We start from the raw sequence: 24,336 nt of genomic DNA on the forward strand, positions 1-24,336 counted from the left end.
CACATGGGGGCGTTAGGCGCGGCGGCGGAGGCGGGACACCAAGCCCCGCTTGGGTTTCGGCAGGTGGCCCGCCTCGATCAGCCACGTGACGAACTCGTCCGCGTAAGCGTGCGAATGCTCCGTGGCCTTTTTCGGGCGGCTCGCCGAGAACTCCGCGAAAAGCGGCCCGAACCGCTCCCCGAGCTCCTCCGCCAGCTCGGGCCGCTGGTAAGCCAGCACCCGCCCGTGCTTGCGCCGCAACACGTTCGCCTCCACGCGAAGCCGCGAAGCGTCGAACCCCGAAGGCGCCGGGCCATCCGCCAGCAGCGCCTGCAGCAGCTCCGCCTGCTGACGGGCCAGGTCCGCGCGGCTCACACCGTCACCGCCGCCCGCAAAGCCGCCAACTCAGCGGCCAGTTCGTCGTCCGAAGGGTAGTCGTCGTCGCGTTCCAGCAGGACTCCCGGCGGGTCCGTCCGGCGGCGGAGCTCGGCCAGCAGGTCCAGCACCTCCGGCAGCACCGGGTGCGCGTGCGTGTCGTGGTAGACGCCGTCGCGCTCGATGCCGCCCGCCATGTGCACGTACGCCAGCCGCTCCCACGGGATGCCGTCGAGGAACGCCTCCGGGTCGGTGCCGATGTTGCGGGCGTTGGCGTACAGGTTCGCCACGTCGATGATCAGCCGGCAGTCCGTCCGCTCGGTCAGCTCGGTGAGGAACTGTTCTTCCGTCAACTCGGCGGATGGCCAGTCCAGCACCGCGGCGATGTTCTCCAGCGCGAACGGGACGTCCACGATGGACTGTGCCAGCCGGACGTTCGCGACCAGCACGTCCAGCGCCTCTCGGGTGCGGGGGAGTGGCATCAGGTGCCCCGAGTCGAGCCCGCCCGCGCGCACGAAGCAGACGTGGTCGCTGACCAGCGGCGCGTCCAGGGCCCGCGCGATCTCCGCGAGGTGCTGGACGCGTCCGGTGTCGAGCGGTTCCGCCCCGCCCAACGACAAGGACACGGCGTGCGGCAGCACCGGCATGCCTCGCTTCCGCAGTGCTTCCAGGGTCTCGGGGAGGTGGTCGGCGTGGAGGTTCTCGGCGACCACCTCGACCCAGTCGACGCCGGGCAGGCGCGCGATGGACAGGTCCAGCTCGTGCCGCCAGCCGATCCCGATGCCGAGCTCACCCACCGCACCCACCTCCGCCGCACGACGAGCCGCCACCGCAGGAAGATCCGCTGCTGCACGACGACGAGCTGGAGCACGAGGACCCGCTGCTGCACGAGGACCCGCCCGACGACGAACCGCCGCCGCCGATGGCGGGTGGCATCAGCGCCGCGCTCAGCTCTTCGTCCGGGTACATCGCCCAGCCGCCGAGGGCGACGGCGGCCGCGGCGCCGCCGAGCAGCACGCCGCCCGCCAGCATCCCGGCCGGCACCGGCCCGCTCGCCGCGGACCGGGCCTGGCCGAGCAGGCGCTGTCCGGCGGCCGACGGGTGCCGGGCCCCGGTCTTCGACCGCCGGACCGCGGCCACGATCGTCAGCACCGCCGCGATCAGTACCAGGAACACCAGGACCCCGACCGGCCGGCCGAGCGAGATGCCGTTGACCAGCCGCACCACGCCGAGCACCAGCACGGCCAGCTGCAGGACGAGCCCGAACGTCCGCGCCTGCCGCCTCGCGGCCGCCGACGCCAGCAGGCCCCGCTGCTCGAGGCCCTCCTCCAGAGCGCGCATCGCCGCGGAGCCGCGGACGCGCGCCCGGATCGTCGCGGTCGTCTTGAGCTGCGCGACGTCGGCGACCGCCCGCTCCAGCGGTTCGACCGGCCGCGTCCCGGCCTGGCTGATCTGCTTGTAGCTGTTGACGCGCAGCTGGCCGCGCTCCACCAGCGCCGCGATCGCCGCGTCGACGGCCCGGTCGGGGCCGCCCGCGAGGAACGCGAGCTGGTAGACGGTCGGCGGCGGGCCCGGCTGGACGTTGTCGGCCCGCAGCGCGCGGCTCGCGAAGACCGCGGACACGATGAGCCGGATCAGCAGGACCGCGCCGAGCAGTGCGATGTAGAGGACCACGAAATCCGGTCCGGAGATGCCCCACGGGTCGCTCATCGCCCGTCTCCCCTCAGTGAATTGCGGTTACCGTAGCTGTGAGACGCAGGTTCTCGCGTCGGCGTTTCAACCGCCGCAGCCCCCGCCGCCACCGCCTCCTCCGCCACCACAGCCGCCGCCCCCGCCGCCGCCACCGCAGGAGCTGCCGCCACCGCCGCCGCACGAGCTGCCGCCGTAGAAGCCGACGAACCCGCCACCGCCACCGGCCGCCGCCCACCGGCCGCGGCGGCTGGACGAACGGGTGGCCGAGACGACCGTGGAGCGGCTGACGGCCAGCCGGACGTCCTTGTCGGGGTGGCCGGCGAACCCGCCGGCCGCGACCGCGCCCGCCGATCCGGACGTCAGCGACCCGGCGCGCTCGGCCTCGCGGGCCGCGGCCCGTCCGGCGGCGGTGGCCTTGACCTCGGGCGCGTTCGCGGTGCGGGTCGTGACGAAGATGGCCGCCACCAACCCCAGCAGCAGCAGCAGGCCCAGCAGGAAGCCGACGGGGTGCCCGGTGGAGCTGCCGGCGATCAGCCGGACCACGCCGAACACGACCAGCGCCCAGTAGGCGACGGCGGTGAAAACCCAGGTCAGGCGCACCTTTCGGGCGTCCACGAGCAGGCCGCGCGCGATCAGCCCGTGCTCCAGGTCGACCAGCGCCGGGTGGTGCCACACCTCGCGGCACACCGTGCTGACGGCAGTGCCGGTCTTGCTGATCCGCACCAGCGCGGCCCGGCCCAGGTCGTCCGAAGCGCTGCCCCGGACGCGGTGGACCCGGCCGGTGCCGTCCATCCGGATGATCTGGTGCTCCAGCAGCCGCGCGACGACGAATTCACCGGCGCGCGTGCGCCCGCCGGTGAGCAGTGCGAGTTCTTCGGCCCGCTCCGGCGCGCCGCCCGCGCGGCCGCGCAGCAGCAGCCGGGTCCGCACCGCGGCGTACGCCGCGGGCACGAGCAGCAGGCCCAGGTAGAGGCCCGCGAACAGCGGTCCGGGAATGCCCCAGGTGTCGGTCATGACGCCGCCCTCCCTCGTCCGTGTGCGGAGACTACGTTCGAGGAAGGGCGGCGGTTGTCGGCTTAAGGAGGATTTAGGCCAACGGTCCTACGACTGGGGTACCAGCTTCAGCGAGATCGAGTTGATGCAGTAGCGCTGGTCGGTCGGGGTCGCGTACCCCTCGCCTTCGAAGACGTGCCCGAGATGGCTGTGGCAGGAGCCGCAGAGCACCTCGATGCGCTTCATGCCCATGGTGCGGTCTTCGCGCAGCAGCACGGCGTCGGAATCGGCGGGGTCGTAGAACGACGGCCAGCCGCAGTGGCTCTCGAACTTCGTGTCGCTGCGGAACAGCTCCGCACCGCACGCGCGGCACTCGTAGACGCCGGTGGTCTTGGTGTCGGTGTACTCACCGGTGAACGGCCGTTCGGTACCGGCCTGGCGGAGCACGGCGTACTCCTCCGGGCCCAGCTCCGCCCGCCATTCCTGCTCGGACTTCACGACGCGGGGGGTGGCGCCGACAACGGGTTTCATACCTTTCACCCGTTCCACGTTACGCCGCGAGCCACGCCAGGGCGTGCACCACGATGTCCCATGCGGCGACTATCACGCCGAGCACGATGAGGACCACGATCAGGGCCGACACCCAGTACCGCAGACCGCCGAGACGGTTGCTGGAATCGGCGAAGTCGGACACGCCGTCGAGGGCGGCTTCGATGGTGTAGTTGGGCCCGGATCGCTCGATCCGGTCGAGGTGCTCGGCGAACGCGAGCGCCTCCGGGTCGTACGGGTCCAGGCCGACCAGGTCCTCGTGGAACCGAGGATTCTGGCCCGGCAGCGAAGCTCCGTCGTCGGCCATGGCTCCACGGTAAGCCATCGGCGCCCGTCAGCCCACCAGCGGCGCGTTAAGTCTCAGAGGCCGGTGCCGGGGTTCGCGTCGAGCTTGGTGTTGCTGTCGATCAGCAGCTGCCCGTTCATCAACACGATGTGGTACGCCCGCCGGGTGCCGTTGAGCTCCATCGTCAGGTTCAGCGAGCCGTCGTCCCCGCTGCCCCCGTCCGCCTGGGCCTTGCGGTAGCCCTTGATGCTGCCCTGCTGTCCGGCCCAGTAGGCCTGGTACTCGGCCTGCGAGCCGTAGACCGCCTGGGCGGCCGGCGTCAGGTAGCCCCAGCCGGCGCCCGGGTTCGGGTAGTAGCTGTCGGTGAGCAGCCGGCCCGCCTGGCCGTAGTCCGTGATCTTGCCCTCGGACGGCGTCTTGCCCAGCTGGGCGGACGCGGGGGCGTCGTCGGAGCTGCTGGTCTTCGGGCTCGACTGGCCGGCGGTGGGCTGGCTCGGCGACTGAGCGTTCGTGGTGCCGCCGGTGCCGCCGTTCCCGGAGTTGGCCACCAGGAAAATGATCACCGCGAGCACGACGACCGCGGCACCCGCGCCCGCGAAGATCGCGTACTTGCGCTTGTTGTCCGCCTTCGGGGCGTTCGACGAGTACTGCGGGGCCCTGGCCGTCGGCGCGGCCGCGGGCATCGGTCTGGGCGGGGTGTTCGGCGGCGCGGCCGGGGACCGCATCGGCATGAACGCCGCGGTCGGGCGCGGCGGGTTCGACGGCGCCTTGTTCGCGGGCACCGGCGTGCCGACCGGCGGCGACTTCGGTGCGGGCTGGTCGGTGCGCTGCCACGGCGGGCGGTCGCCGCTCTCGGCGGGTCCGGCGGGCTTGCGGCCCGAGTTGCCCGAGAGCAGCGGCGGTGACGCCGTCATGCCGCCGGGTTCGGTCCGGGCCAGCGCGGCCAGCCGCTCGCGGGCCTCGGCCATGGACGGCCGCTCGCCCGGCTCGCTGCGCAGCAGGCTCATCAGCAGCGCGGTGGCCGCGCCCGCCTGCACCGGCGGGTTGATCTGGCCGTTCGCGGCCGCGTAGAGCAGCGCGAGCTGGTTGGTGGTGTTGCCGTACGGCGTGGTGCCCTCGATCGCCTGGTAGAGGGTCGCGCCGAGGGCGAAGACGTCGGAGCTGGGCACCGGGTCGGCGCCGCGGGCCAGCTCGGGCGCCAGGTAGGCGGGGGTGCCGCCGATCAGGCCGGTGGCCGTCAGCGTCATGTCGCCGGCCGCGCGCGAGATGCCGAAGTCGGTGATCTTCGCGGTGCCGGTCTCGTCGATGAGGATGTTGCCCGGCTTGACGTCGCGGTGCACGATCCCGGCGCGGTGCGCGGCCACCAGCGCGGAGGCCACCTGCTCGCCGATCCGGGCGATCCGGCCGAGCGGGAGCGTGCCCTCCCCGGAGAGGATCGTGGAGAGGCTCGGCCCGTTCAGGTACTCCATCACCAGGCACGGGTCGCCGTTGTGCTCGGCGATGTCGAACACCACGATCGCGTTCGGGTGCTGGAACCGGGCCGCGTTCTTCGCCTCGCGCATCGCGCGCTGGCGCATGTTGTCGCGCTCGGTCTCGGAGACGCCCGGCTGGGGGAGGATCTGCTTGATCGCGACGTCGCGCTCGAGGCGCACATCGGTCGCGCGCCACACGACTCCCATGGCACCGCTACCAATGTGCTCGACGAGGCGATAGTGCCCGGCGATCAGCTGACCGGTGTCGATGGCGACTGCTCCTGACGAAATTCCCGGTGGTGGCCCTGCTCAGCGCGGTTCCGCTTCGCGCACCCGATCGAGTGTAGCGGTCGGCCCTGTGCTGTTCGCGTCAGCCAGCCGGTCCGGCGGGCTCCGGTTCGGCCACCGGTGCCGCCGGGGCCCGTTTCCGGAACACCCTGACCAGCCCGATCGCCCCGGCCAGCGCGAACGCGCCGTAGCAGGCGAGCAGCGCGGGCGGCGTGTCGCCGGTCAGGGCGTCGCCGAGGACGACTATGGCGACGGTGCCGGGCACGCTGCCGAGCAGCGTACCGGCCAGGTACGGGGTCAGCCGCACGGACGACACGCCGCAGAGGTAGCTGAACGGCGCGAACGGCACCACCGGGATCAGCCGCAGCGACGTGATCGCGAGGACCCCGCCGCCGGAGAGCCGGTCGTTGACCGTCCGGACGCCCGCCCGGTGCAGGTGCCGGGTGACGAGGTCGCGGCCGAGCAGCCGGGCCAGGCCGAAGGACAGGCCGGCCGCGATGGTGGTGGCGACCAGGCCGATGGCGATCCCGGCCGCGGTGCCGACCAGCAGGCCGGCGGCCAGGTTGAAGACGGTGCGCGGGATCGGCGCGACGGTGAGCAGCGAGTACGCGACGAACAGCACGAGCGGGGTGGCGGGCCCGGTGGCGGCGGCCCAGGCGCGGAGATCGGCGGGCCCGGGGATCGGCAGCAGCACCGCGGCGGCCACGAAGAGGGCGACCACGGCGAGCGCGACGATCAGCTTGGTGCGGCCGGACACCTGTTCGAGCCTACCGGCCGGGGGTGCGCGGACCTCCGGGACGCCGTGAACGACTCGTTCACCGCGTCCGGCGCCGTGAAAGGGTCGTTCATGACGTCCGCCGGGCATTTTCGCGAGCGCCGGGCGGGCCGATCACCGCTAGCGTGACCGCATGCCCAAGCACGGTGACCCGGTCGAGTACGAGGTGGGCGGGCGCACCGTCCGCGTCTCGAGCCCGGACAAGGTGTACTTCCCCCAGCGTGGCATCACGAAGCGGCAGGTCGTCGAGCACTACATCGCCGTCGGCGGGCCGCTGCTGCGCGCGATCGGCGAGCGGCCGACCACGCTGAAGCGCTACGTCGACGGCGTCGAGGGCGAGTGGTTCTACGCCAAGCGCGTGCCGAAGGGCGCGCCGGACTGGCTCGAGACCGCCGAGATCACCTTCCCGTCGGGCCGCAAGGCCGCCGAGGTGTGCCCGACCGAGCCGGCCGTCTTCGCCTGGGCGGCCAACCTGGGCACGTTCGACTTCCACCCGTGGCCGGTCCGCCGCGCCGACGTCGACCACCCGGACGAGCTGCGCATCGACGTCGACCCGCCGGACCGGGCCGGGTTCGCCGACGCGGTCGAGGTCGCGCAGGTGGTCCGCGAGGTGCTGGCGGAGGCGGGGCTGACGGGCTACCCCAAGACGTCCGGTGGCCGCGGGGTGCACGTGCTGGTGCGGATCCGGCCGGAGTGGGACTTCGTCGAGGTCCGCCACGCGGTGATCGCGCTGGGCCGCGAGGTCGAGCGCCGGATCCCGGCCAAGGCGACGATCGCGTGGTGGAAGGAGGAACGCGGCGGCCGGGTGTTCCTGGACTACAACCAGGCGGCGCGCGACCGCACGGTGGCGTCGAGCTGGTCGGTCCGCGGCACCCCGCGGGCCACGGTGTCGACGCCCCTGACGTGGGACCTGCTGCCCCAGGTCGACGCGGACGACTTCGACGTGCTGACGATCCCGGAGTTCCTGGCTTCCCACGGCGACCTGCACGAGCCGATGGACGCGGAGGCGTTCGGGCTGGAGAAGGCGCTGGAGTGGTACGAGCGCGACCTGCGCGACCACGGGCTGGGCGACATGCCGTACCCGCCGGACTATCCGAAGATGCCGGGGGAGCCCAAGCGGGTCCAGCCCAGCAAGGCGCGGCCGGAGGAGTGACCCGGGCTGTGCGTGGCACCACACGGGTGCCGCTCGCCACTTCCGCGCTCGAAAAGCCGTCAAAGCTTTAATCGAAACTTCGCGGTGGAAAACGCGGAGTGATCACCTCGCTGCCCGCTGTCGCCTTTCGGGTCACAAATGGCGTACGGCCGCCTCAGTGGTCTCTACCATCGGCACGAACGGCGTAACGTGCGGTTCCGGTTCGACGACTCCCCGGAGACATGTCCTGGGGCGAGTTCGAGGGAGGCCCTCAGTGGACGACCTGATCGCATTCCTCGCCGCGCGCGTGGGCGCGCGGCAGGCGATGATCATGCAGGCCGTCAACAAGGCCAAGGCGGGCGACTCGATGAACCGCGGCGAGACGAAGGTCGCCGTGGAGCAGAAGATCCGCGGGCTGACCGACCTCGACCTCGACGCGGTCAACCAGATGATCAACGAGATCGAGGCGACCCGGCGGATCCTGCTCGCGCACCGCACCACGGTGTCGGAGAAGGTGCCCGGGTTTCCGCTCTACGGCAGCGAATACTGGTGTGAGACCTGCCACGTGCCCGCCGACGAGGCCGGCTCCAACTGGTGCCTCACGCTGCGCCTGCTGGCCCTGCCCTACACCGACCACCCGGACTACAGCGAGCGCTGGCGCCCCTGACGGGAATCCCGTCCCGCGCCGGGCGTTGCACCCGGGGTGAGGATCTCCGTTCTGGACCGTTCGCCGGTGCGGCGTGACGGCGGGACCGCGCGGGCGCTGAGGGACACCGTCGCGTTCGCCGCCGACGTCGAACGGCTGGGCTACCACCGGTTCTGGGTGTCCGAGCACCACAGCGTGCCCGGGGTCGCCGGGTCCGCGCCGACCGTGCTGGCGGCGGCCGTCGCCGCGGCGACGAGCGAGATCCGCGTCGGCACCGGGGGCGTCATGCTGCCGAACCACCGGCCGCTGGTCGTCGCCGAGCAGTTCGGTGTGCTGGAAGCGCTGTACCCGGGCCGGATCGACATGGGACTGGGCCGGTCGGTCGGCTTCACCGCCGGCGTCCGCGACGCGCTCGGCCACGGCAAGGAAGCCGCCGACGACTTCGGTGCGCAGGTCCGGGAGCTGCTCGGGTTCTTCACCGGTTCGCCCGCGTACCCGGGGGTCCACGCCTACCCCGCCGAGGGCCTGCGCGTGCCGCCGTTCCTGCTGGCCACCGGGTCCGGCGCCGACCTCGCCGCGGAGCTCGGGCTGCCGCTGGTCATCGCGCCCGTCCGCGGCGAACGCGCCCTGGCCGAAGCCGTGACGCGCTACCGCGACGGCTTCCGGCCGTCCGGGTGGGCGGCGGAGCCGTACGTCGTGGTGTCGTCGGCGATCGCCGTCGCGGACTCGGCGGCCGACGCGCGCCGCCTGCTCGTGTCGGAGGCGTGGGCGACGGTGTATTCGCGCTCCCACGGCGTCTTCCCGCCGCTGTCGCCGCCTGCGGAGGTCCTGGCCCTGCCGATGTCGGACCGCGAGCGCAAGCGGCTGGAGGAGACCCTGGACGGCCAGATTTCGGGCACCCCGGCCGAAGTGGCGGACCGGCTGGGGAAGCTCGTCGCGGCCGTGGACGCCGACGAAGTCCTCGCGACGACGGCCGCCCACGACCAATCGGCGCGGCTCGATTCTTTCGCGGCGCTCGCCGAACTCGCCGGCCTTCGTGTCCCCATTTTGTGAACGACCGGCGAATTCGTCGAACTCCGCGTCGGTGAATCAACACCGAGGTGTCTTGATACCGCGTCGAATCATTACCGGTGGGACATATAGCGGTCCCTCAGTTCGCCGCTTCGTACGACTCGATGGTGCGGTGTTCGAGGTTCGGGACGAGCTGCTCGAGGACGAGCTCCTTGAAGTGCGGGGTCTGCCGGTGCGCCTCGAAGGCTTCCGGCGAGGTGTACCGCTCGAGGAGCACGACGCTGTGGTCGTCGTCCAGGTCCCGGTAGACCTCGAAGGCGAGGTTGCCCGGTTCGGTGCGGCTGGCCTCGGCGAGCCGCCGGTACAGCGGCAGCAGGTCGGCCACCTTCCCCGCGGGAAGGGTGTGCCGGGCGATGATCTGCAGTTCGGGCATCGGGGGCCTCTCTGGGGGAACGGGTCCCCTCACCGTAGGTCGCCGGGGTTTCGGTCCGTGCCGAAGGATCACCCGAGGACGAACGGCAGCCGCGCGGCCAGGTCGCCCAGCGCCGTCGACTCGGTGTCCGTGGGGGCGCGGCGGCCCGTCGCCACCAGCAGCACGTCCTCGTCGGAGAACGACGCCGGGAACGCCGTCCCGGCGATCTTCTCCAGCAGCTCCCGCGTCCGCGCCACACCTTCGGCAGGCGGCCCCGGAACCGAAGGCGCGTGCGCCACCAGGTCCAGGTGGTGCAGCGTCCACTCCAGCACGTACGCCGACAGGTAGTCGCCCGCCGTCAGGACCATCTCCTGGGTCTTCACCCGCATCCCGGGGTCCGCCAGGTCGGCCGCACGGCCCGCCGCGGCGCCCACGTCGTCGAGGTGGAACTTCAGCAGCGCCGGGTCCTCGTACGCCGCCGCCAGGCGGACGATCAGCGCGTCCAGCGGGTCGTCGCCCGTGGGCAGCGCGTCCGACAAAGCCCAGTACGTCACCGCGTCGTGCGTCAAAGCCGACGAAGCCGGCGTCACCAGCGTGATCAGGACGTCCTGCGCGTCGATCACCAGGTGGCACACCAGGTCCCGGACCAGCCACCCCCGGCAGCCGGACGGCTTCGCGAAGTCCTCGCCGGGAAGGGAAGCGACCGCGGCGCGCAACGCCGCCCACGTGCGCGAGAAGAGATCCACGCCGGCGAAGCTAGCAGGGTCAGAGCCTCAGCTGCAGCTGAGTAAGAATCCGCTGCGCGGGATCGGCGAAGTCCACTCCGGACACTTCGGCCGCGCGCCGGACGCGGTAGCGGACCGTGTTGGGGTGGATGTTCAGCGCCCGCGCCGCCGCCCGGACGTCGCCGAACGCGTCGAGCCAGGCCAGCACCGCCGGGACGAGGATTCCGCCGTGCTCGGTGTCGTGCTCCACCAGCGACGTCAGCCGGGGGTCGCGGATGCGGGGCTGCCCGCTCAAGAACGCGAGCACCTCCGACAGCAGCACCTCGGCGCGGACGTCGGCCAGCGACGCGACGTCGGCCGGCCAGTGCCCGCGCGCCATCGCCGCCAGGACGCGGTCGGCGTCGCCCCGGGACGCGGCCGCGTCCGACAACCGCGGCACGACGCCGCCGAGCGCCGCCCGGACCGGGACGTCGAGGTGCCGCCGAGCCGTGCCGACGATCTCCCTGGCCAGCGCCAGCACCGCCGCGTCCGAGTGTTCGGGCAGGTCCGGCAGCAGCGCGTAGACGCGGCCGCCGATCACGCTCACCAGCGCGCTGCGCCGGTAGGCCGCGGTGTGCACGGCGATGAGGTGCACGAGCTCGGCGCGCCGGAGCTGCCGGTTGTCCGAGCGGTCCAGCGAAAACGCCAGCACCTGCGCCGGACGGGCCGGGTCCGCCCCGATGTCGTCCGCGACGGACTCCGCGTCCAGCCGCCCTTCCAGCAGGCTCGCGAGGAGGTCCTCCCGCAGCCGCAGCTGCGGGCTGGGCAGCGTCCGGGCGCGGATCAGCTGCGGCGCGAGGGTGCGGCTCGCGCCGAGCAGGGCCGTCTCGGCGCGTTCGGTGAGCGGCTGGGCGCCCTCCTGGACCCAGATCGTGCCCAGCGGCTGCTTGCCGGCGTGGATGCCCGCCGCGATGCGCCGCCGGATGCCCAGCTCGGGTCGTTCGTCGATCCGGACGATCCCTTCGCCGGCGCGAAGCCGCTGGTAGACGCCCCATTCGCGCAACATCGCGAGGTAGCGTTCCGGGCCTTCGCGGCCGAGGATCGACAGCCGCCGCAGCTCGTCGACCTCGTCGCCGGCCCGCGAGTACGCGAGCACGCGGTTCGCCGTGTCCTCGATGCTGACCAGGCCGCCGGTGAGCGTCGCGATCGTCTGGGCCAGGGCGAACAGGTCGCCGAGGACCTCGCCGCTGGCCGCCTCGCCGCCCGCCCTGGCCGCCTCGACAACCCCGCGGGCCAGGGACTCGACCTGTTCCCAGCGGGCCTCGGTGCCGACGGTGAGCAACGCGACGCCCGCGTCGGCCGCGACGTCGGCGCCCGTCGCGCCCTTGACCGCCACCGCCGCCGCACCGCCGCGCCCGGCCGCGCGGATCGCCGGCGCCGCCGCCCGGCCACGCGCGCCGATGACCAGCACCAGATCGCCGGGTGACGCTTCCAGGGGGTCTTCGGGGTCGAGGATCACGACGTCGGTGACCGGGACGCCCAGGCCGTGCGGCGCCACGACGACCTCGACCAGCGGTTCCCCGAGGGTGGCCAGCACGTGGCGCAACGATGTTATCCGATCGGCCAATGTCACCCGATCGATTTTAGCCGCTTGGACAAGCCGCCGAAGCGTGTCCGGCGTTACCGTTCGGGGCATCCAGACGTAGCAGGAAAGGCAGAGGAGCCGCCGTGGACGCCGTGACCCAGACCCCCGCCCCGAAGAACGAGCCGGTGCTGACGTATGCGCCGGGCAGCGCCGAGCGCGCCGAGCTCGAGGGTGCGCTCAAGCGGCTGGGCCAGGCGGAACCCGTCGACCTCACGGTCACCGTCGGGGGCGAGCAGCGTCCCGGTGGCGGCGAGAAGATCGACGTCGTCCAGCCGCACAACCACCGCCACGTGCTGGGCACCATCCACAGCGCCACCCAGCAGGACACCACCGACGCCATCGCCGCGGCCGCGAAGGTCGCGCCGGAGTGGCGTGGGCTGTCCTACGACGACCGCGCCGCGATCCTGCTGCGCGCCGCCGACCTGCTGACCGGCCCGTGGCGCGCGACGATCAACGCCGCCACCATGCTCGGCCAGTCCAAGACCGCGACCCAGGCCGAGATCGACTCCGCCTGCGAGCTCGCCGACTTCTGGCGCTTCAACGTCGAGTTCGGCCGCCGCGTGCTCACCGAGCAGCCGGCCAGCTCGCCGGGCGTGTGGAACCGGATGGAGCACCGGCCGCTCGAGGGCTTCGTCTACGCGATCACGCCGTTCAACTTCACCGCGATCGCCGGCAACCTGCCGACCGCGCCCGCGCTGATGGGCAACACCGTGCTGTGGAAGCCGTCGCCGACGCAGTCGTTCGCGGCGCACCTCACCATGCGGCTGCTCGAAGAGGCCGGGATGCCGCCGGGCGTCATCAACCTGCTGCCGGGTGACGGCAAGGCCGTCTCCGAGGTCGCCCTGACCCACCGCGACCTGGCCGGCATCCACTTCACCGGCTCGACCGCGACGTTCCAGCACCTGTGGGGCACGGTCGGCGCGAACATCGCGGGCTACCGCGGCTACCCGCGGCTGGTCGGCGAGACCGGCGGCAAGGACTTCATCGTCGCGCACCCGTCCGCCGACGTCGACGTCCTGCGCACGGCGATGGTCCGCGGCGCTTTCGAGTACCAGGGCCAGAAGTGCTCCGCCGCTTCGCGCGCGTACGTCCCGCGCAGCGTCTGGAACCGGGTCAAGGACGGCCTGGTCGCCGAGACCGAGGCGCTGTCCTACGGCGACGTCACCGACCTGTCGCACTTCGGCGGCGCGGTGATCGACCGGCGCGCGTTCACCAAGCACGCGGAGCTGTTCGACCGCGTCAAGGGTGACGCCTCGGTGGAGGTCCTCACCGGTGGCGTCGCCGACGACACCGACGGCTTCTTCGTCCAGCCGACGATCCTCGTCTCGGACAACCCGAAGCACGAGATCTTCAGCACCGAGTACTTCGGCCCGATCCTCTCGGTGCACGTCTACGAAGACGGCGACTTCGACGCCGTGCTGAAGCTCGTCGACGAGACGGCGTCCTACGCGCTGACCGGCGCGATCATCGCCAACGACCGCACGGCCGTGGCGAAGGCATCCGAGGCGCTGCGGTTCGCCGCGGGCAACTTCTACGTCAACGACAAGCCGACCGGCGCCGTCGTCGGCCAGCAGCCGTTCGGTGGCGCGCGGGCCTCGGGCACCAACGACAAGGCCGGTTCGATCTTCAACCTGCAGCGCTGGACGAGCCCCCGCTCCATCAAGGAGACGTTCGTCCCGCCGACCAGCGTCCGCTACCCGCACCAGGGCTGAGGGAGGTCCGTCATGTTGCGCGCTCCGTTGCTCGCCGCCGCCCGGTCGAAGGGCATCCGGCGGCTCGTCGAAGCGGTGCCCGCCACGCGATCCGTGGTGCGCCGGTTCGTCGCCGGGTCCGAGACCGCCGACGCCGTCCGCGTGGCCAGGGAACTGGCCGCGGACGGCCGCCGGATCACCCTCGACCACCTGGGCGAGGACACCACCGACGCGGCGCAGGCCGCGTCGACGGTCGCGGCCTACGAAGCCGTGCTGTCGGCCCTGGCCTCGGAAGGGCTCGCTTCCGGGGCGGACGTCTCGGTGAAGCTGTCGGCGGTGGGCCAGTTCCTGCCGTCGAACGGCGAGGACGTCGCCTTGGAGAACGCGCGGAAGATCTGCGCGGCGGCCGAGGCGGTCGGCGCCACCGTGACGCTCGACATGGAGGACCACACCACCACGGACTCGACGCTCGGCATCCTGCGTGAGCTGCGCGGCGAGTACCCGTGGGTGGGTGCGGTGCTGCAGGCCTACCTGCGGCGCACCGAGCAGGACTGCCGGGAGCTGTCCGGGCCCGGGTCCCGGGTGCGGCTGTGCAAGGGCGCGTACGCCGAGCCGGAGCCGGTGGCGTTCCAGGAGAAGTCCGAAGTGGACAAGTCCTACGTCCGCTGCCTGCGTGTCCTGATGGCGGGGCAGGGCTACCCGATGGTCGCTTCGCACGACCCGCGGATGATCGAGATCGCCGCCGCGCTGGTGATCGAGAACGAGCGCCGTGACGACGACCACGAGTTCCAGATGCTCTACGGCATCCGCCCGGAGGAGCAGGGGCGGATCGCGGCCGGCGGGTCGCGGATGCGCGTCTACGTGCCCTACGGCGACGAGTGGTACGGCTACTTCATGCGCCGCCTCGCGGAGCGCCCGGCGAACCTGGCGTTCTTCCTGCGCGGGCTCGCCACCCGCTCCTGAGACACGACGAAGGCCGCTCCGGGACCCGGGGCGGCCTTCGTCGTGTGGTGGTCAGGCCTGTTCGGCCTCGGCTTCGGCGGCCTTGCGCTTGACCTCGGCCATGTCGACCTCGCGAGCCTGCTTGATGAGCTCTTCGAGGGCGGGCTCGGGCAGCGCGCCTGGCTGGGCGTAGATCAGCGTCTTGTCGCGGATGATGGCCAGCGTCGGGATGGAGCGGACGTCGAAGGCGGCGGCCAGCTGCTGCTGCGCTTCGGTGTCGACGCTCGCGAACACGAGGTCTTCGTGCTTCTCGGAGGCCTTCTCGTAGACGGGTGCGAACTGGCGGCACGGTCCGCACCAGCTCGCCCAGAAGTCGATCAGGACGAACTCGTTGTCGTTTACCGTCTGGTCGAAGTTCTCGGCAGTCAGCTCAACGGTGCTCATGCCCTGGTCAACGAAGTGGGTCCGGCGGGAATTCCCGGGGCCGGGGTAGCGTCTCCCCGAGCGCAACCAGCAAGAGGAGGAACAGATGGCCGACGGCGAAATCCTGGGCCGGATCGACGAGCTGATCGCGGAGGAGCACGAGCTCCGGTCGCGCTCGGTCGGTGTCGGACTGGGCGGCGGCGACAAGGATCGCCTCACCGCGGTCGAGCAGCAGCTCGACCAGTGCTGGGACCTGCTCCGGCAGCGGCGCGCCAAAACGGAGTTCCACGAGAACCCGGACGACGCCACGGCCCGCCCGGTCTCCGAGGTCGAGTCCTACCGCCAGTAACCCGTAACTCGCGTGATTGAGCACGTGGCTCGCGTGATCGAAGCCGGATCTCGCGAGTTACGGCTTCAATCACGCGAGTTCCGTCTGTGATCACGCGAGTTACGGGTCAGGCGGGGCAGAGGGTGCCGTCGGTGGGGACCTTGCCGTCGATCAGGAACGCGCGGGCCGCGTCGGTGACGCACGGGGACGTGCCCACCGCGCCATGGCCCGCGCCCTGCCACGTGATCGTCACCGCCGTCGGCATCTGGTCCGCCGCGCGGGTGCTGCCCAGCTGAGGTGTCACCGGGTCGGCCGCGGTGGCCGCGACCAGGATCGGCGGCGCGCCGGACGCGCCCGCCGGCGGCAGCGGCTCGGACCGCACCGGCCAGGGCCCGCACCAGGCCAGCTGCTGGGCGACGACCGTGCCGAACTGCGGGTACTTCGCTCGCATTCCGTCGGCGACCTGGTCGAGCTGGTCGGCCGAAAGCCGTGACTGGCTGTCGTTGCAGCGGGTGGCGATGGTCGCGTCGATCCGCGACGGCTGGGCGCGCGTGTCGTGCAGCACCGGCGCGGCGAAGGCGGCCAGCGGCGTGATGTTCCCGGACCGGGCCGCGGCGATCGCGTCCGCCAGCTCCGGCCACCGCGAGCGCTGCGCCAGTCCGGAGTAGACGGCGTACATCGCTACTCCCGGCCCGAACACGACGTTGTCGTCGGTCGACGGCGGCGTGCGCCGCAGCTGGTCGGTGACGGCCGCCAGCGCCGCCTTAGGGTCGCCGAGGGCGCACTTGCGCGAAGCGCAGTCCGCGGCGAAGGCGTCCAACGTGGCCTGGGCACCGGCGGCGACCGCGTCGAGCACCGCGGCGGTGTCCGGGCCCGGGTCGGGGACGCCGTCGAGGACCATCCGGCCGACCTGGCCGGGGAAGCGCACCGCGTACTGCGAAAGGACCTTCGAGCCGTCGCCGCGGCCGAGCGCGTTGAGCCGTTCCATGCCCAGTTGCTTGCGCAGCTCTTCGAGGTCGCCGGCACCGCGCCAGCTGTCCAGCGCGGTCTGGGAGTCGTCCAGCTCGATCGCGCACTGCTGCCCGGCCTTGCGCGCGGCGTCCAGCACACCCTCCAGGTCGCCCTGCGCCGGGTCCGCGTCGATCAGGTCGTGCCGGACGTCGGGGGGCACGCACTGGACGGCACCCGAGAGCCCGGTGCCGCGCCGGTCGAGGCCGATCAGCGAGAACTTCTCCAGGAACGCGGGCGGCAGCGTCGCGGCCAGCCGCGCGGCGTACACCGTGCCCGGTTCGCCGTCGACGTCGTTGACCACGACCAGCGGCACCGGCCCGGTGCCGACCTTCAGCGCCAGCAGCCGCACCACCGAACGCCGGGTCTCGCCGGGCGCGTCGAGCGGCGCGGTGACCCGGGCGCAGGTGAAGTGCAGGGTGTCCGGGACGGCGGGGGTGCCGATCCGCTGCCGGGTGTCGTCGTCGCAGTCGGCCCACCGCAGCGACGGCGACTGCGGTTCGGTCAGCGGAGGCAGCGGCACGGACGGGGTGCCGGCGGGCGTGCCGGCCGTCGTCTTGCCGTCGTTCTCGACCAGCGCCGGGCGGACCGACGGCCCGGCGGCGCAGCCCGCGGCGGAGGCCAGGGCGAGCAGCGCGACCAGGAGACGGGAACGGCGGCGGCGCACGGGCGAGGTCCTCACGTCGATCACAGGCATTGCACCGCCGAGCTTCGCACGGCCGGTGTGGGACGAGGGTTAGCGGGTCCGCACGACCTGGCCGCGGAAGACGGCGTCGAGGTCGTAGCGGGCCGGCTCGTCCAGCTGCGTGTAGTCGCACGACGCGGGTTCGCGGTCCGGGCGCCACCGCTTGAAGCGCGCGTTGTGCCGGAAGCGCGACGGCATGCCGCCTTCGGTGTTCTCGTAGGCGACCTCGACGACGCGCTCGGGCCGCAGCGGCACCCATTCGTGCTCGGTGGCGCGCCAGCGGGTGATGCCGCCGGGGATGCGCTGGCCTTCGCCCTGCGCGCGACCGCCCCAGGGGTGGTCCTCGCCGTCGGTGACCAGCGGCGCGAGCTCTTCGGCGAGTTCGCGCCGGCGCTCCTTGGGGAACGACCCGACGGTGCCGACGTGGTGCAGCACGCCTTTCTCGTCGTGGAGACCGAGCAGGAACGAGCCGACGAGTTCGCCGGGGCCGCCGTCGACGTGCCAGCGCAGCCCGGCCAGGACGCAGTCCGCGGTGCGCAGGTGCTTGTACTTGTGGAGGACGCGCTTGCCCGGCGTGTACGGCTCGTCCAGGGGCTTGCCGATGACGCCGTCGAGGCCCGCGCCCTCGAACAGCTCGAACCAGTGCCGCGCGGTATCCGCGTCGGTGGTCGCCGGGGTGAGCGGGAACCGGTCGCCGGCGAGTTCGACGAGCCGTTCGCGACGAGCCGACGTCGGCTCGTCCAGCAGAGACTCGTCGTCGAGCGCCAGCACGTCGAACGCGACGAACTCCGCGGGCTGCTCGGCGGCCAGCAGCGTGATGCGGCTTTCGGCGGGATGGATCCGCTCGGTGAGCGCGTCGAAGTTCAGCCGGCCCCCGCGCGCGACGACGAGCTCGCCGTCCAGCACGACCCGCGGCGGCAACGTCTCCAGCAGCCGGGCGACGGCTTCCGGGAAGTACCGGTTCAGCGGCTTTTCCGCGCGGGACTGCAGGTACAGCTCGTCGCCGTCCTTGAAGACGATGCAGCGGAAGCCGTCCCACTTCGGTTCGAACAGCAGGCCCCCGGAGTCCGGAATGGCCTTCGCGGGCTTGGCGAGCATCGGCTTCAGCGGCGGCTGCAGCGGTAGGGGCATGCCCGCATTCTGCGGAAAGTCGCCGCTCAGCGCACGCGTTTCGCCGCGCTCGTGTCGAGTTCGAGGCGCACGGCGGTGGGCAGCGCGTCGAGGCCGAGCGACTCCCGTGCCCTGGTCAGCACGCGGGCGTCCAGGTCGTCCCAGACGCTCTTGAGGTCGGTTCCCTCGTGCAGCCACAGGGTGACGCGCAACGCCGGCGACGTCCGCGAGCCGACCGCGCGGACCCGGGCCCGGCTCACGCCGTCGAGCTGTTCCGCGTCGGCCTGGACCGCGCCGGAGATCGCGGCGGCGGTGACGACCAGCTCCGCGCCTTCGGTGCGGTCGAGGTCCACGTCGGGCCGCGGTTCCGGGCGCAGCGAACGCAGCGTCCCCCGCAGGCCGAGCACGAACAGCAGGACGCCGAGCACGATCGCGACGATCCGGGCGGGCGTGGCGTGGCCGCCGAGCCAGTCGAGCGCCATCGGGTCGAGCAGGGGCCGGCGGCCGCGGAACTCGCCGAGCACGCCGAAGCCGACCACCAGGGCGAGCGCCCCGCCGGCCAGGGCCAGCAGCCCGACGAGGAACGTCCACGTGCGTTCGCCGGCGTACGACCGGGAAAGCGCCTTCGTGGCGGCTGATTTGCTCATCGGCGGTCCTTGGGGGAGTCGACGACGACCGAGACCTTCGGCCGCCGCACGAGCGGGACGTCGTCGAGCAGCGCGGACACCGTCGCCAGCAGGCGCGGCCGCAGCTCGCCCTCGGTTTCGAGGGTGCTCTTCGCGCGGACGCGGACGCGGCGGGCGCTCGCGGTGACCGTCGCGCCCGCGACGTTGTCCTGCGCGCGCACGGTGAGCCCGACCAGCCGGGCCAGCGAGCGCGGCGACGTCGAGACGCTCACCTCGCCGGCCGGGTCGGTGAGCCGGATCGCGCGGTTCCCGGCGGCCAGCGCGCAGAGCAGCAGGACCAGGCCGGCGGCGGCGAGCACGCCGGCGCCGACGCGCACGGCGTAGGCGTCCCAGCCCAGCGACGCGAGTTCGGCCTGCCAGCGCGGCCACGGCACCAGGAGCGGGCCCGAACCGGGACGCCACCAGTGCCAGCCGACTTCGAGCGCGAGCACCGCCCCGGCGGCCGCGAAGGCCAGGCCGAGCAGGGTGGACAGGAGACGGACGAACGGGCGCACGGCTACCGCACCCTCGGCGGCACGTCGGGCAGCAGCGCGGACACCGTCACGGCGAGGGTCCGCACGTGGTAGCCGGTGAGCAGCTCGACCTCGTCGGTGACCTTCTCCCGCACGACGTCGACGACGGTCCGCACCGGCGTCGGATACTGCAGGGCGAGGTCGAGGGCCAGGTCGACGTCGTTGTCGAGGCCGCCGACCTTCGCCTTCGCGCCCTTCTTGCCGTCGCGGGTGGTGGTGCCCGGGACCTGGTCTGCGGCGTGCTGGGCGACCTTGCGCACCACCGCGTGCGCGACGGTGAGGGTGCCGCGCTCGGCCGGCTCGGCGAGGTCGCGCGGCACGTCCAGGACGCGGCTCACTTGTCGCGGCCCTTGCCGAAGAGCTCGCCGAGGTCGAGCTCGCCGTCGAGGACCCGGCCGGCGACCAGGCCGATGATGCCGAGGGCCAGGGTCACCAGGAACGCGGTGAACCCCTGGGTCGCGGCCAGGCCGAGGATCAGCCCGGCCAGGAGTCCGGTCTGCGTTGCGTTCACATGTCCTCCTTGGACGGTTCGGACTGCGGAAGTGCGGTCACGCGGTCAGCGCGTCCTGGGTGGCCGGCGGCGGCGCCGGAACCGGGCGAACACCCCGGCCAGCCCGCGGCGGCGGGCCACGAAGCTGACGGGAGCGTCGTAGCGGGAGTCCACATCGGACTCTCCGGCGCGGAGCCGGGCCAGCCCGGCCGCGAACTCCGCCGGGTCGCCACCCACGTCCGGGTGGTGCGCGCGCACGAACGCGCGGAAGGCCGCCCGGCCCGCCGCGTCGCCCGTGTCGCGTCCGGTCATTCCACCCGCGTCGATTCGGGTTCTTCCTCGCCGGGCAGGTGGATGTCGTTGACCGCGATGTTCACCTCGATCACCTCGAGGCCGGTGATCTGCTCGACCGCGGTGATCACGTTGCGCCGCACCGCGCGGGCGACGTCGGCGATGCGGGCGCCGTACTCCACGATCACGTCGAGGTCGATCGCCGCCTGCTTCTCGCCGACCTCCACCGCGACGCCGGCGGTGGTGACCGTGCCGGAGCCGGGGATCCGTTCGCGCAGGGCGCCGAGCGCGCGCGACACCCCGCCGCCGCCCAGGGCGTGCACCCCGGCGACCTCACGGGCGGCCAGGCCGGCCACCTTCTGCACGACCACTGACGAGATCGTGGTGCGGCCGGCGGCGCCCTCTTCGTTGAGCGGGGTCACCGTGCCGGGGCTTTGGGTCCGTTCCGGGTGCATGCGTGCGGGCTCCTCTCGCGGCGGTCTGTCGCTCGTACGATGCCCGCGGGCGCGCAAACCTCACGCAAGGTCCCCCGATCGGGGGAACGCCTAGCCGGGGTGGACGTCGATGACGTGCACGTTCACCGTCGTGGCGACGCCGAGCTGGCGGGACAGCTCCTCGGTGAGCTCCTGCCGCAGCGCTTCGGCGGCCGCGTCGGCGGTGAGCCCGAACCGGACCGACACCAGCACCTGCACGGCGTCCTCCTCGACCCCGACGGCGGAAACCCGCACGCCGTCGGGCGCCCGCTCGACGGCGATGGCCGAGGCCAGCCGGGCGACGACGTTCTCGGTGACGCGCAGGCTGCCCGCTTCGCCGGGCACCTCCACGGCGGTCCGGCGGCCGCGCGCGACGGCCCGCAGCACGCGTTCGACCAGGCCGGGCGGGGTCGGCACGCGGCGGCGGGCAGCCGCGCGCACGGCGTCCCAGCGCGGGTCCCGCTCGGGGTCCTGAAGCTCGGCCATCACCGCTCCCTCAACTCGGCGAGCAGCGCCACCCTGGCCCGGTGCAGCCGGGAGCGCAAGGCGCCGACGTTCACGTCGAGCACGTCGGCGACCTCTTCGTAGCTCAGGCCCTCCAGCTCGCGCAGCACCAGCGGCACCCGCTGGGACACCTCCAGCCGGCCGATCGCGCGCAGCACCGCGTCGACCTCTTCGGCCCGCACGACGCGGCCTTCCGGGCCCGGATCCGCCCTGGCGAGCAGTGCACTGTCCAGAGTGGACTGACCGTCGGGTTCCGGCGCGTCGAGCGAGATCGTGGGCCGGCGCCGCCGCAGGAGCGCGAGCGCGCTGTTGGTGACGACGCGGTAGAGCCAGGTCGACACCGCGGACTCGTGCCGGAACGAAGCGAGGGCGCGCCAGGCGGCCAGCCACGAGTCCTGCACGACGTCCTCGGCCTCGGCGGCGCTGCCGGTGATCCGCAGCGCGACGCGGTACATCCGGGGCGTGTGCCGCCGCACGAGCGCGCCGAACGCGGCGTCGTCGCCGGCCGCGGCCCGGGTGAGCAGGTCGGCGTCGTCGCTCACCCGGCGTCCCGGCGGTAGCGCAGGAACGTGAAGCCGTCCTCGACCAGGACCGAGGCCAGCGCGAGCCGGCGCGGCGCGGCCACCGGCCCCGCGGCGATCCGGGCCGCCGGCCCGGCCACCAGCAGCGGCGCCACGGTCAGGCACAGCTGGTCGACGAGGTCGTCCGCGACGAGCCGGCCGAACAGCCGCGGCCCGCCCTCGCACGCGATCCGGCGCAGCCCGCGCGCGGCGAGCAGCTCGAGCGCGCGACGGATGTCGACGTCGTCGGTGCCCGCGCGCACGATCTCCGCCCCGGCGGCTTCGAGGGCGTCGGTCGGCGCGGTCTCGGTGGTGACCACGATCGGGGGAACGACGGTCTCGGTGAACAGCCGCGACGCCGGGTCCAGATCGGCGGTGCGGGTCACGACGGCGATCGGCGGGACGCCGTCGAAGCCCAGCCGGCGACGCCGCTCCAGCCGCTTCGGGCCCGCGACGACCCCGCGGTAGTCCTCCGCGCGAGCCGTCCCGGCGCCGACCAGGACCACGTCGGCGAGATCGCGCCCGAGCAGGAAGACCCGCCGGTCGGCGGCGTGCGAGAGGCCCGCCGACGTCGTGTCGACCTCGACGGCGCCGTCCGCGGACGCGACGAAGTTGACCTGCACCCAGGGGCGGTCGACCGCCGCCGGGTAGGCGTAGATCTCCTCGAGGTCCACCCCGGTCAGCTCGCCCGTCGAAGAGGGCCACACGCTCCGCACGGGACAATCCCAGCACGGGCGTGAACCACGTCTCTACCGGGGGACAGGCCCGCCCGGCGGCACCCCGCGCGCGGATAGGCTCTGCGACCATGCCCGCGCACCTGGTGGACCGCCGACCCGAGCTCGGCGCCGACGAGCTGATCACCGCGCTGGTGCCGCCGCCGCGCTTCGGCGCCGTGCGGTTCGAGACCTACCTCCCGAACCCGGACGAGCCGAGCCAGGCCGCCGCGGTCGAGGCCTGCTCGGCGTTCGCCGCCAAGATCGGCGCGCGCAAGGAGAAGAAGCGCTTCAAGCTCTTCGGCGGCTCCGCCGAGCCGGCCGGGCCGATGGGGCTCTACCTCGACGGCGGCTTCGGCGTCGGCAAGACCCACCTGCTCGCCTCGGCCTGGCACGCGGCGCCCTCGCCCAAGGCGTACGGCACGTTCGTCGAGCTGACCCACCTGGTCGGCGCGCTGGGTTTCGCCGAGGCCGTGCGGCGGCTGTCCGAGCACCGGATCCTGGCCATCGACGAGTTCGAGCTGGACGACCCGGGCGACACCACGCTGGTCACGCGGCTGCTGCAGGAGCTCATGGACACCGGCGTGTACATCGCGGCGACGTCGAACACCCTGCCGGAGAAGCTCGGTGAGGGCCGGTTCGCCGCCGAGGACTTCCTGCGCGAGATCCAGTCGCTGTCGGCCCGGTTCGGCGTCGTGCGCGTCGACGGCCCGGACTACCGCCACCGCGGCCTGCCGGACGCGCCGCCGCCGGTCACCCCGGACCTCCTGGAGGAGTCCGTCGCCACCCACGTCGGGTCCACTGTGGACGACTTCGACGCGTTGTGCGAGCACCTGGGTTCGCTGCACCCGTCGCGTTACGGGCGGCTGCTGGACGGCGTCACCCGGGTGCACCTGCGGGGCGTCCACCCGGCGCCGGACCAGAACGTGGCGCTGCGGCTGGTGGCCTTCGCCGACCGGCTCTACGACCGCGCGATCCCGGTGGTCGTGTCGGGGGAGCCGCTGCCGGCGCTGTTCACCGAGGAGATGGTGAACGGCGGCTACCGCAAGAAGTACCTGCGCGCGGTCAGCCGGTTGACGGCACTGGCGCGGGACGCGGCACCGACCACGTGAGCAGCACGACGGCGACCGCGAACAGCGTCCCGCCGACGACGTCCGTGAGGTAGTGGTAGCCCATCCCGACGAGCCCGATGGTCGCGGCGAGCAAGGCCAGGGCGCTCAGCACGACGACGTACGCCTTGCGCGTGACGAGCACGAGCACGGTCAGCACCGCGACCAGGCTCACCGTGTGGCCGCTGGGGTAGACGAGGGTGTCGTTCTTCCACCGGTCGTAGAGCGGTTTGAGCAGCCAGCTCGTCAGCAGGATCGCCAGCACGGGCGCACCGAGCGCGAAGGCGGCGTCGGCCCGCCGCCCGGCCCGCAGGCACAGGACGATGGCGAGGATCCCCAAGGCGAGCACGACGTACGGTTCGGTCGGGAAGACCAGCGCCCGCAGCACGCCGGGGCTCAGGTGCGCGACCCAGCCGGCGGCCGTCGCGTCCACGGCGCCGGGAGTGGTCCCGCCGGCGAAGGGCAGCCCCAGCAGCACCGCGAGCAGCCCGCACACCGCGGCCGGCACCCACATCGTCCTCACCCGCGCGAGAATAGCCGTGACCTCGTGATGCACCCGTTTGCCCAGGGGTGTCGAGAGTGGTCTTGTGCGGCGAGACCGGCGCGGGTCACGGTGGCGGGTTCGGGGAGTCCGACTTCGGCGATGGTGGCGGACCCTGTAATCGCCGGTCCGGCCTTGGTCATCCGAATCGTGCGCTGGACTGGCTGCTCTCGCTGGGCGTGCGCGCCGACTACCCAGCCGTTGTCGGGCCTCGGGTCGGTGGTCAACGCGGCCGGCTCGATGGGGCCGGGCGGCTCGAACCTCCCGCACGGTGGCCAAGTGGTCTGCGGTGGCTTCGTCTAGGCTGAATG

General features: G+C 72.9%; 31 protein-coding genes. 7 read left to right on the plus strand and 24 right to left on the minus strand.

Annotated features, from left to right (window positions below):
* Positions 1–12 precede the first annotated feature (12 nt).
* The 8 genes from AB0C38_RS39560 to AB0C38_RS39595 form a co-directional block, all read right to left on the minus strand.
* Positions 13–354 carry a hypothetical protein gene (locus AB0C38_RS39560; RefSeq protein WP_360683118.1) on the minus strand — a complete coding sequence of 114 codons (342 nt, stop codon included), beginning with the start codon at positions 352–354 and terminating at the stop codon, positions 13–15.
* Positions 351–1,151, minus strand: a complete 801-nt coding sequence (locus AB0C38_RS39565; protein WP_360683120.1) for a DUF692 domain-containing protein — start codon at positions 1,149–1,151, stop codon at positions 351–353. The genes AB0C38_RS39560 and AB0C38_RS39565 overlap by 4 nt, the downstream gene beginning before the upstream one ends.
* Entirely contained in the window at positions 1,144–2,064 is a 921-nt protein-coding gene (locus tag AB0C38_RS39570) for a TIGR04222 domain-containing membrane protein (RefSeq protein ID WP_360683122.1), read from the minus strand. Before AB0C38_RS39570 ends, AB0C38_RS39565 begins: the two co-directional genes overlap by 8 nt.
* A 66-nt stretch (positions 2,065–2,130) precedes the next feature.
* Entirely contained in the window at positions 2,131–3,060 is a 930-nt protein-coding gene (locus AB0C38_RS39575; protein WP_360683124.1) for a TIGR04222 domain-containing membrane protein, read from the minus strand.
* Between the two features lie 87 nt (positions 3,061–3,147).
* Positions 3,148–3,570: a peptide-methionine (R)-S-oxide reductase MsrB gene (gene msrB, locus AB0C38_RS39580; protein ID WP_360683126.1), complete on the minus strand. Its 423-nt coding sequence runs from the start codon at positions 3,568–3,570 to the stop codon at positions 3,148–3,150.
* A gap of 19 nt (positions 3,571–3,589) precedes the next feature.
* Entirely contained in the window at positions 3,590–3,895 is a 306-nt protein-coding gene (locus AB0C38_RS39585) for a hypothetical protein (RefSeq protein ID WP_360683128.1), read from the minus strand.
* Positions 3,896–3,948: 53 nt separating this feature from the next.
* On the minus strand, positions 3,949–5,601 hold the full coding sequence (locus AB0C38_RS39590; protein ID WP_360683229.1) for a protein kinase: 1,653 nt from the start codon (positions 5,599–5,601) through the stop codon (positions 3,949–3,951).
* Between the two features lie 115 nt (positions 5,602–5,716).
* Positions 5,717–6,391, minus strand: a complete 675-nt coding sequence (locus tag AB0C38_RS39595) for a TVP38/TMEM64 family protein (protein ID WP_360683130.1) — start codon at positions 6,389–6,391, stop codon at positions 5,717–5,719.
* 151 nt (positions 6,392–6,542) lie between these two features.
* On the opposite strand from AB0C38_RS39595, the gene AB0C38_RS39600 reads away from it, so the two are divergent.
* The 3 genes from AB0C38_RS39600 to AB0C38_RS39610 all read left to right on the plus strand — a co-directional run bounded on the left by AB0C38_RS39600 (position 6,543) and on the right by AB0C38_RS39610 (position 9,240).
* A complete protein-coding gene (locus AB0C38_RS39600; RefSeq protein ID WP_360683132.1) occupies positions 6,543–7,562 on the plus strand; it encodes a DNA polymerase domain-containing protein in 1,020 nt (339 codons plus the stop codon).
* A 253-nt stretch (positions 7,563–7,815) separates the two neighbouring features.
* Entirely contained in the window at positions 7,816–8,208 is a 393-nt protein-coding gene (locus AB0C38_RS39605; protein ID WP_360683134.1) for a DUF6221 family protein, read from the plus strand.
* 36 nt (positions 8,209–8,244) lie between these two features.
* On the plus strand, positions 8,245–9,240 hold the full coding sequence (locus tag AB0C38_RS39610) for an LLM class flavin-dependent oxidoreductase (protein WP_360683136.1): 996 nt from the start codon (positions 8,245–8,247) through the stop codon (positions 9,238–9,240).
* A gap of 97 nt (positions 9,241–9,337) precedes the next feature.
* Here the strand turns inward: AB0C38_RS39610 and AB0C38_RS39615 are convergent, their stop codons facing one another.
* The 3 genes from AB0C38_RS39615 to AB0C38_RS39625 form a co-directional block, all read right to left on the minus strand.
* Positions 9,338–9,631, minus strand: a complete 294-nt coding sequence (locus AB0C38_RS39615; protein ID WP_360683138.1) for a putative quinol monooxygenase — start codon at positions 9,629–9,631, stop codon at positions 9,338–9,340.
* A gap of 68 nt (positions 9,632–9,699) precedes the next feature.
* Complete coding sequence (locus tag AB0C38_RS39620) at positions 9,700–10,356, minus strand: maleylpyruvate isomerase N-terminal domain-containing protein (protein ID WP_360683140.1); 657 nt, start codon at positions 10,354–10,356, stop codon at positions 9,700–9,702.
* Positions 10,357–10,375: 19 nt separating this feature from the next.
* The gene (locus AB0C38_RS39625; protein WP_360683231.1) at positions 10,376–11,929 is read right to left on the minus strand and encodes a helix-turn-helix domain-containing protein; all 1,554 of its coding nucleotides are present in this window, start codon (positions 11,927–11,929) and stop codon (positions 10,376–10,378) included.
* Positions 11,930–12,042: 113 nt separating this feature from the next.
* Here AB0C38_RS39625 and pruA point away from each other — a divergent pair, with 113 nt between their 5' ends.
* Both pruA and AB0C38_RS39635 read left to right on the plus strand, forming a co-directional pair.
* A complete protein-coding gene (gene pruA / locus AB0C38_RS39630; protein ID WP_360683142.1) occupies positions 12,043–13,671 on the plus strand; it encodes an L-glutamate gamma-semialdehyde dehydrogenase in 1,629 nt (542 codons plus the stop codon).
* 12 nt (positions 13,672–13,683) lie between these two features.
* On the plus strand, positions 13,684–14,613 hold the full coding sequence (locus AB0C38_RS39635) for a proline dehydrogenase family protein (protein WP_360683144.1): 930 nt from the start codon (positions 13,684–13,686) through the stop codon (positions 14,611–14,613).
* A gap of 51 nt (positions 14,614–14,664) precedes the next feature.
* Here AB0C38_RS39635 and trxA read toward each other — a convergent pair whose 3' ends face one another.
* Entirely contained in the window at positions 14,665–15,036 is a 372-nt protein-coding gene (gene trxA, locus AB0C38_RS39640) for a thioredoxin (RefSeq protein WP_020645142.1), read from the minus strand.
* Between the two features lie 85 nt (positions 15,037–15,121).
* On the opposite strand from trxA, the gene AB0C38_RS39645 reads away from it, so the two are divergent.
* Positions 15,122–15,364, plus strand: a complete 243-nt coding sequence (locus AB0C38_RS39645; protein ID WP_360683146.1) for a DUF2630 family protein — start codon at positions 15,122–15,124, stop codon at positions 15,362–15,364.
* Between the two features lie 106 nt (positions 15,365–15,470).
* On the opposite strand, the gene AB0C38_RS39650 is transcribed toward AB0C38_RS39645, so the two are convergent.
* The 11 genes from AB0C38_RS39650 to AB0C38_RS39700 all read right to left on the minus strand — a co-directional run bounded on the left by AB0C38_RS39650 (position 15,471) and on the right by AB0C38_RS39700 (position 22,378).
* Complete coding sequence (locus AB0C38_RS39650; RefSeq protein ID WP_360683148.1) at positions 15,471–17,018, minus strand: alpha/beta hydrolase; 1,548 nt, start codon at positions 17,016–17,018, stop codon at positions 15,471–15,473.
* Positions 17,019–17,087: 69 nt separating this feature from the next.
* On the minus strand, positions 17,088–18,167 hold the full coding sequence (locus AB0C38_RS39655) for an ATP-dependent DNA ligase (RefSeq protein ID WP_360683150.1): 1,080 nt from the start codon (positions 18,165–18,167) through the stop codon (positions 17,088–17,090).
* Between the two features lie 26 nt (positions 18,168–18,193).
* Positions 18,194–18,793, minus strand: coding sequence for an alkaline shock response membrane anchor protein AmaP (locus AB0C38_RS39660; protein WP_360683152.1), 600 nt, complete (start codon positions 18,791–18,793; stop codon positions 18,194–18,196).
* Positions 18,790–19,326 (minus strand): DUF6286 domain-containing protein, encoded by a 537-nt coding sequence (locus AB0C38_RS39665; RefSeq protein ID WP_360683155.1) that lies wholly within the window; start codon positions 19,324–19,326, stop codon positions 18,790–18,792. Before AB0C38_RS39665 ends, AB0C38_RS39660 begins: the two co-directional genes overlap by 4 nt.
* A gap of 2 nt (positions 19,327–19,328) precedes the next feature.
* Complete coding sequence (locus tag AB0C38_RS39670; RefSeq protein WP_360683157.1) at positions 19,329–19,682, minus strand: Asp23/Gls24 family envelope stress response protein; 354 nt, start codon at positions 19,680–19,682, stop codon at positions 19,329–19,331.
* Entirely contained in the window at positions 19,679–19,855 is a 177-nt protein-coding gene (locus tag AB0C38_RS39675; protein WP_043781197.1) for a hypothetical protein, read from the minus strand. Before AB0C38_RS39675 ends, AB0C38_RS39670 begins: the two co-directional genes overlap by 4 nt.
* A gap of 45 nt (positions 19,856–19,900) precedes the next feature.
* Positions 19,901–20,146 (minus strand): hypothetical protein, encoded by a 246-nt coding sequence (locus tag AB0C38_RS39680; RefSeq protein ID WP_360683159.1) that lies wholly within the window; start codon positions 20,144–20,146, stop codon positions 19,901–19,903.
* Positions 20,143–20,580 carry an Asp23/Gls24 family envelope stress response protein gene (locus AB0C38_RS39685; RefSeq protein ID WP_360683161.1) on the minus strand — a complete coding sequence of 146 codons (438 nt, stop codon included), beginning with the start codon at positions 20,578–20,580 and terminating at the stop codon, positions 20,143–20,145. The genes AB0C38_RS39680 and AB0C38_RS39685 overlap by 4 nt, the downstream gene beginning before the upstream one ends.
* Before the next feature lie 90 nt (positions 20,581–20,670).
* Positions 20,671–21,084, minus strand: coding sequence for a hypothetical protein (locus tag AB0C38_RS39690; RefSeq protein ID WP_360683163.1), 414 nt, complete (start codon positions 21,082–21,084; stop codon positions 20,671–20,673).
* Positions 21,084–21,644 (minus strand): sigma-70 family RNA polymerase sigma factor, encoded by a 561-nt coding sequence (locus AB0C38_RS39695; RefSeq protein WP_360683166.1) that lies wholly within the window; start codon positions 21,642–21,644, stop codon positions 21,084–21,086. Before AB0C38_RS39695 ends, AB0C38_RS39690 begins: the two co-directional genes overlap by 1 nt.
* On the minus strand, positions 21,641–22,378 hold the full coding sequence (locus AB0C38_RS39700; protein WP_360683168.1) for a pyrimidine reductase family protein: 738 nt from the start codon (positions 22,376–22,378) through the stop codon (positions 21,641–21,643). The genes AB0C38_RS39695 and AB0C38_RS39700 overlap by 4 nt, the downstream gene beginning before the upstream one ends.
* Positions 22,379–22,467: 89 nt before the next feature.
* On the opposite strand from AB0C38_RS39700, the gene zapE reads away from it, so the two are divergent.
* A complete protein-coding gene (gene zapE / locus AB0C38_RS39705; RefSeq protein ID WP_360683170.1) occupies positions 22,468–23,487 on the plus strand; it encodes a cell division protein ZapE in 1,020 nt (339 codons plus the stop codon).
* On the opposite strand, the gene AB0C38_RS39710 is transcribed toward zapE, so the two are convergent.
* A complete protein-coding gene (locus AB0C38_RS39710) occupies positions 23,441–23,992 on the minus strand; it encodes a phosphatase PAP2 family protein (protein WP_360683233.1) in 552 nt (183 codons plus the stop codon). The two genes, zapE and AB0C38_RS39710, sit on opposite strands and share 47 nt — an antisense overlap.
* Between the last annotated feature and the right edge of the window lie 344 nt (positions 23,993–24,336).

Source organism: Amycolatopsis sp. NPDC048633 (assembly GCF_040650695.1).
In the GTDB taxonomy this organism is placed as follows: Bacteria; Actinomycetota; Actinomycetes; order Mycobacteriales; family Pseudonocardiaceae; genus Amycolatopsis.

What these genes read in the sequence shown, in the direction of transcription:
- AB0C38_RS39660 (WP_360683152.1), bottom strand. Translation starts at nt 18,793, where the DNA reads ATGAGCAAATCAGCCGCCACGAAGGCGCTTTCCCGGTCGTACGCCGGC.
- AB0C38_RS39600 (WP_360683132.1), top strand. Translation starts at nt 6,543, where the DNA reads ATGCCCAAGCACGGTGACCCGGTCGAGTACGAGGTGGGCGGGCGCACC.
- msrB (WP_360683126.1), bottom strand. Translation starts at nt 3,570, where the DNA reads ATGAAACCCGTTGTCGGCGCCACCCCCCGCGTCGTGAAGTCCGAGCAG.
- AB0C38_RS39570 (WP_360683122.1), bottom strand. Translation starts at nt 2,064, where the DNA reads ATGAGCGACCCGTGGGGCATCTCCGGACCGGATTTCGTGGTCCTCTAC.
- AB0C38_RS39575 (WP_360683124.1), bottom strand. Translation starts at nt 3,060, where the DNA reads ATGACCGACACCTGGGGCATTCCCGGACCGCTGTTCGCGGGCCTCTAC.
- AB0C38_RS39585 (WP_360683128.1), bottom strand. Translation starts at nt 3,895, where the DNA reads ATGGCCGACGACGGAGCTTCGCTGCCGGGCCAGAATCCTCGGTTCCAC.
- AB0C38_RS39645 (WP_360683146.1), top strand. Translation starts at nt 15,122, where the DNA reads ATGGCCGACGGCGAAATCCTGGGCCGGATCGACGAGCTGATCGCGGAG.
- zapE (WP_360683170.1), top strand. Translation starts at nt 22,468, where the DNA reads ATGCCCGCGCACCTGGTGGACCGCCGACCCGAGCTCGGCGCCGACGAG.
- AB0C38_RS39680 (WP_360683159.1), bottom strand. Translation starts at nt 20,146, where the DNA reads ATGACCGGACGCGACACGGGCGACGCGGCGGGCCGGGCGGCCTTCCGC.
- AB0C38_RS39635 (WP_360683144.1), top strand. Translation starts at nt 13,684, where the DNA reads ATGTTGCGCGCTCCGTTGCTCGCCGCCGCCCGGTCGAAGGGCATCCGG.
- AB0C38_RS39690 (WP_360683163.1), bottom strand. Translation starts at nt 21,084, where the DNA reads ATGGCCGAGCTTCAGGACCCCGAGCGGGACCCGCGCTGGGACGCCGTG.
- trxA (WP_020645142.1), bottom strand. Translation starts at nt 15,036, where the DNA reads ATGAGCACCGTTGAGCTGACTGCCGAGAACTTCGACCAGACGGTAAAC.
- AB0C38_RS39655 (WP_360683150.1), bottom strand. Translation starts at nt 18,167, where the DNA reads ATGCCCCTACCGCTGCAGCCGCCGCTGAAGCCGATGCTCGCCAAGCCC.
- AB0C38_RS39615 (WP_360683138.1), bottom strand. Translation starts at nt 9,631, where the DNA reads ATGCCCGAACTGCAGATCATCGCCCGGCACACCCTTCCCGCGGGGAAG.
- AB0C38_RS39685 (WP_360683161.1), bottom strand. Translation starts at nt 20,580, where the DNA reads ATGCACCCGGAACGGACCCAAAGCCCCGGCACGGTGACCCCGCTCAAC.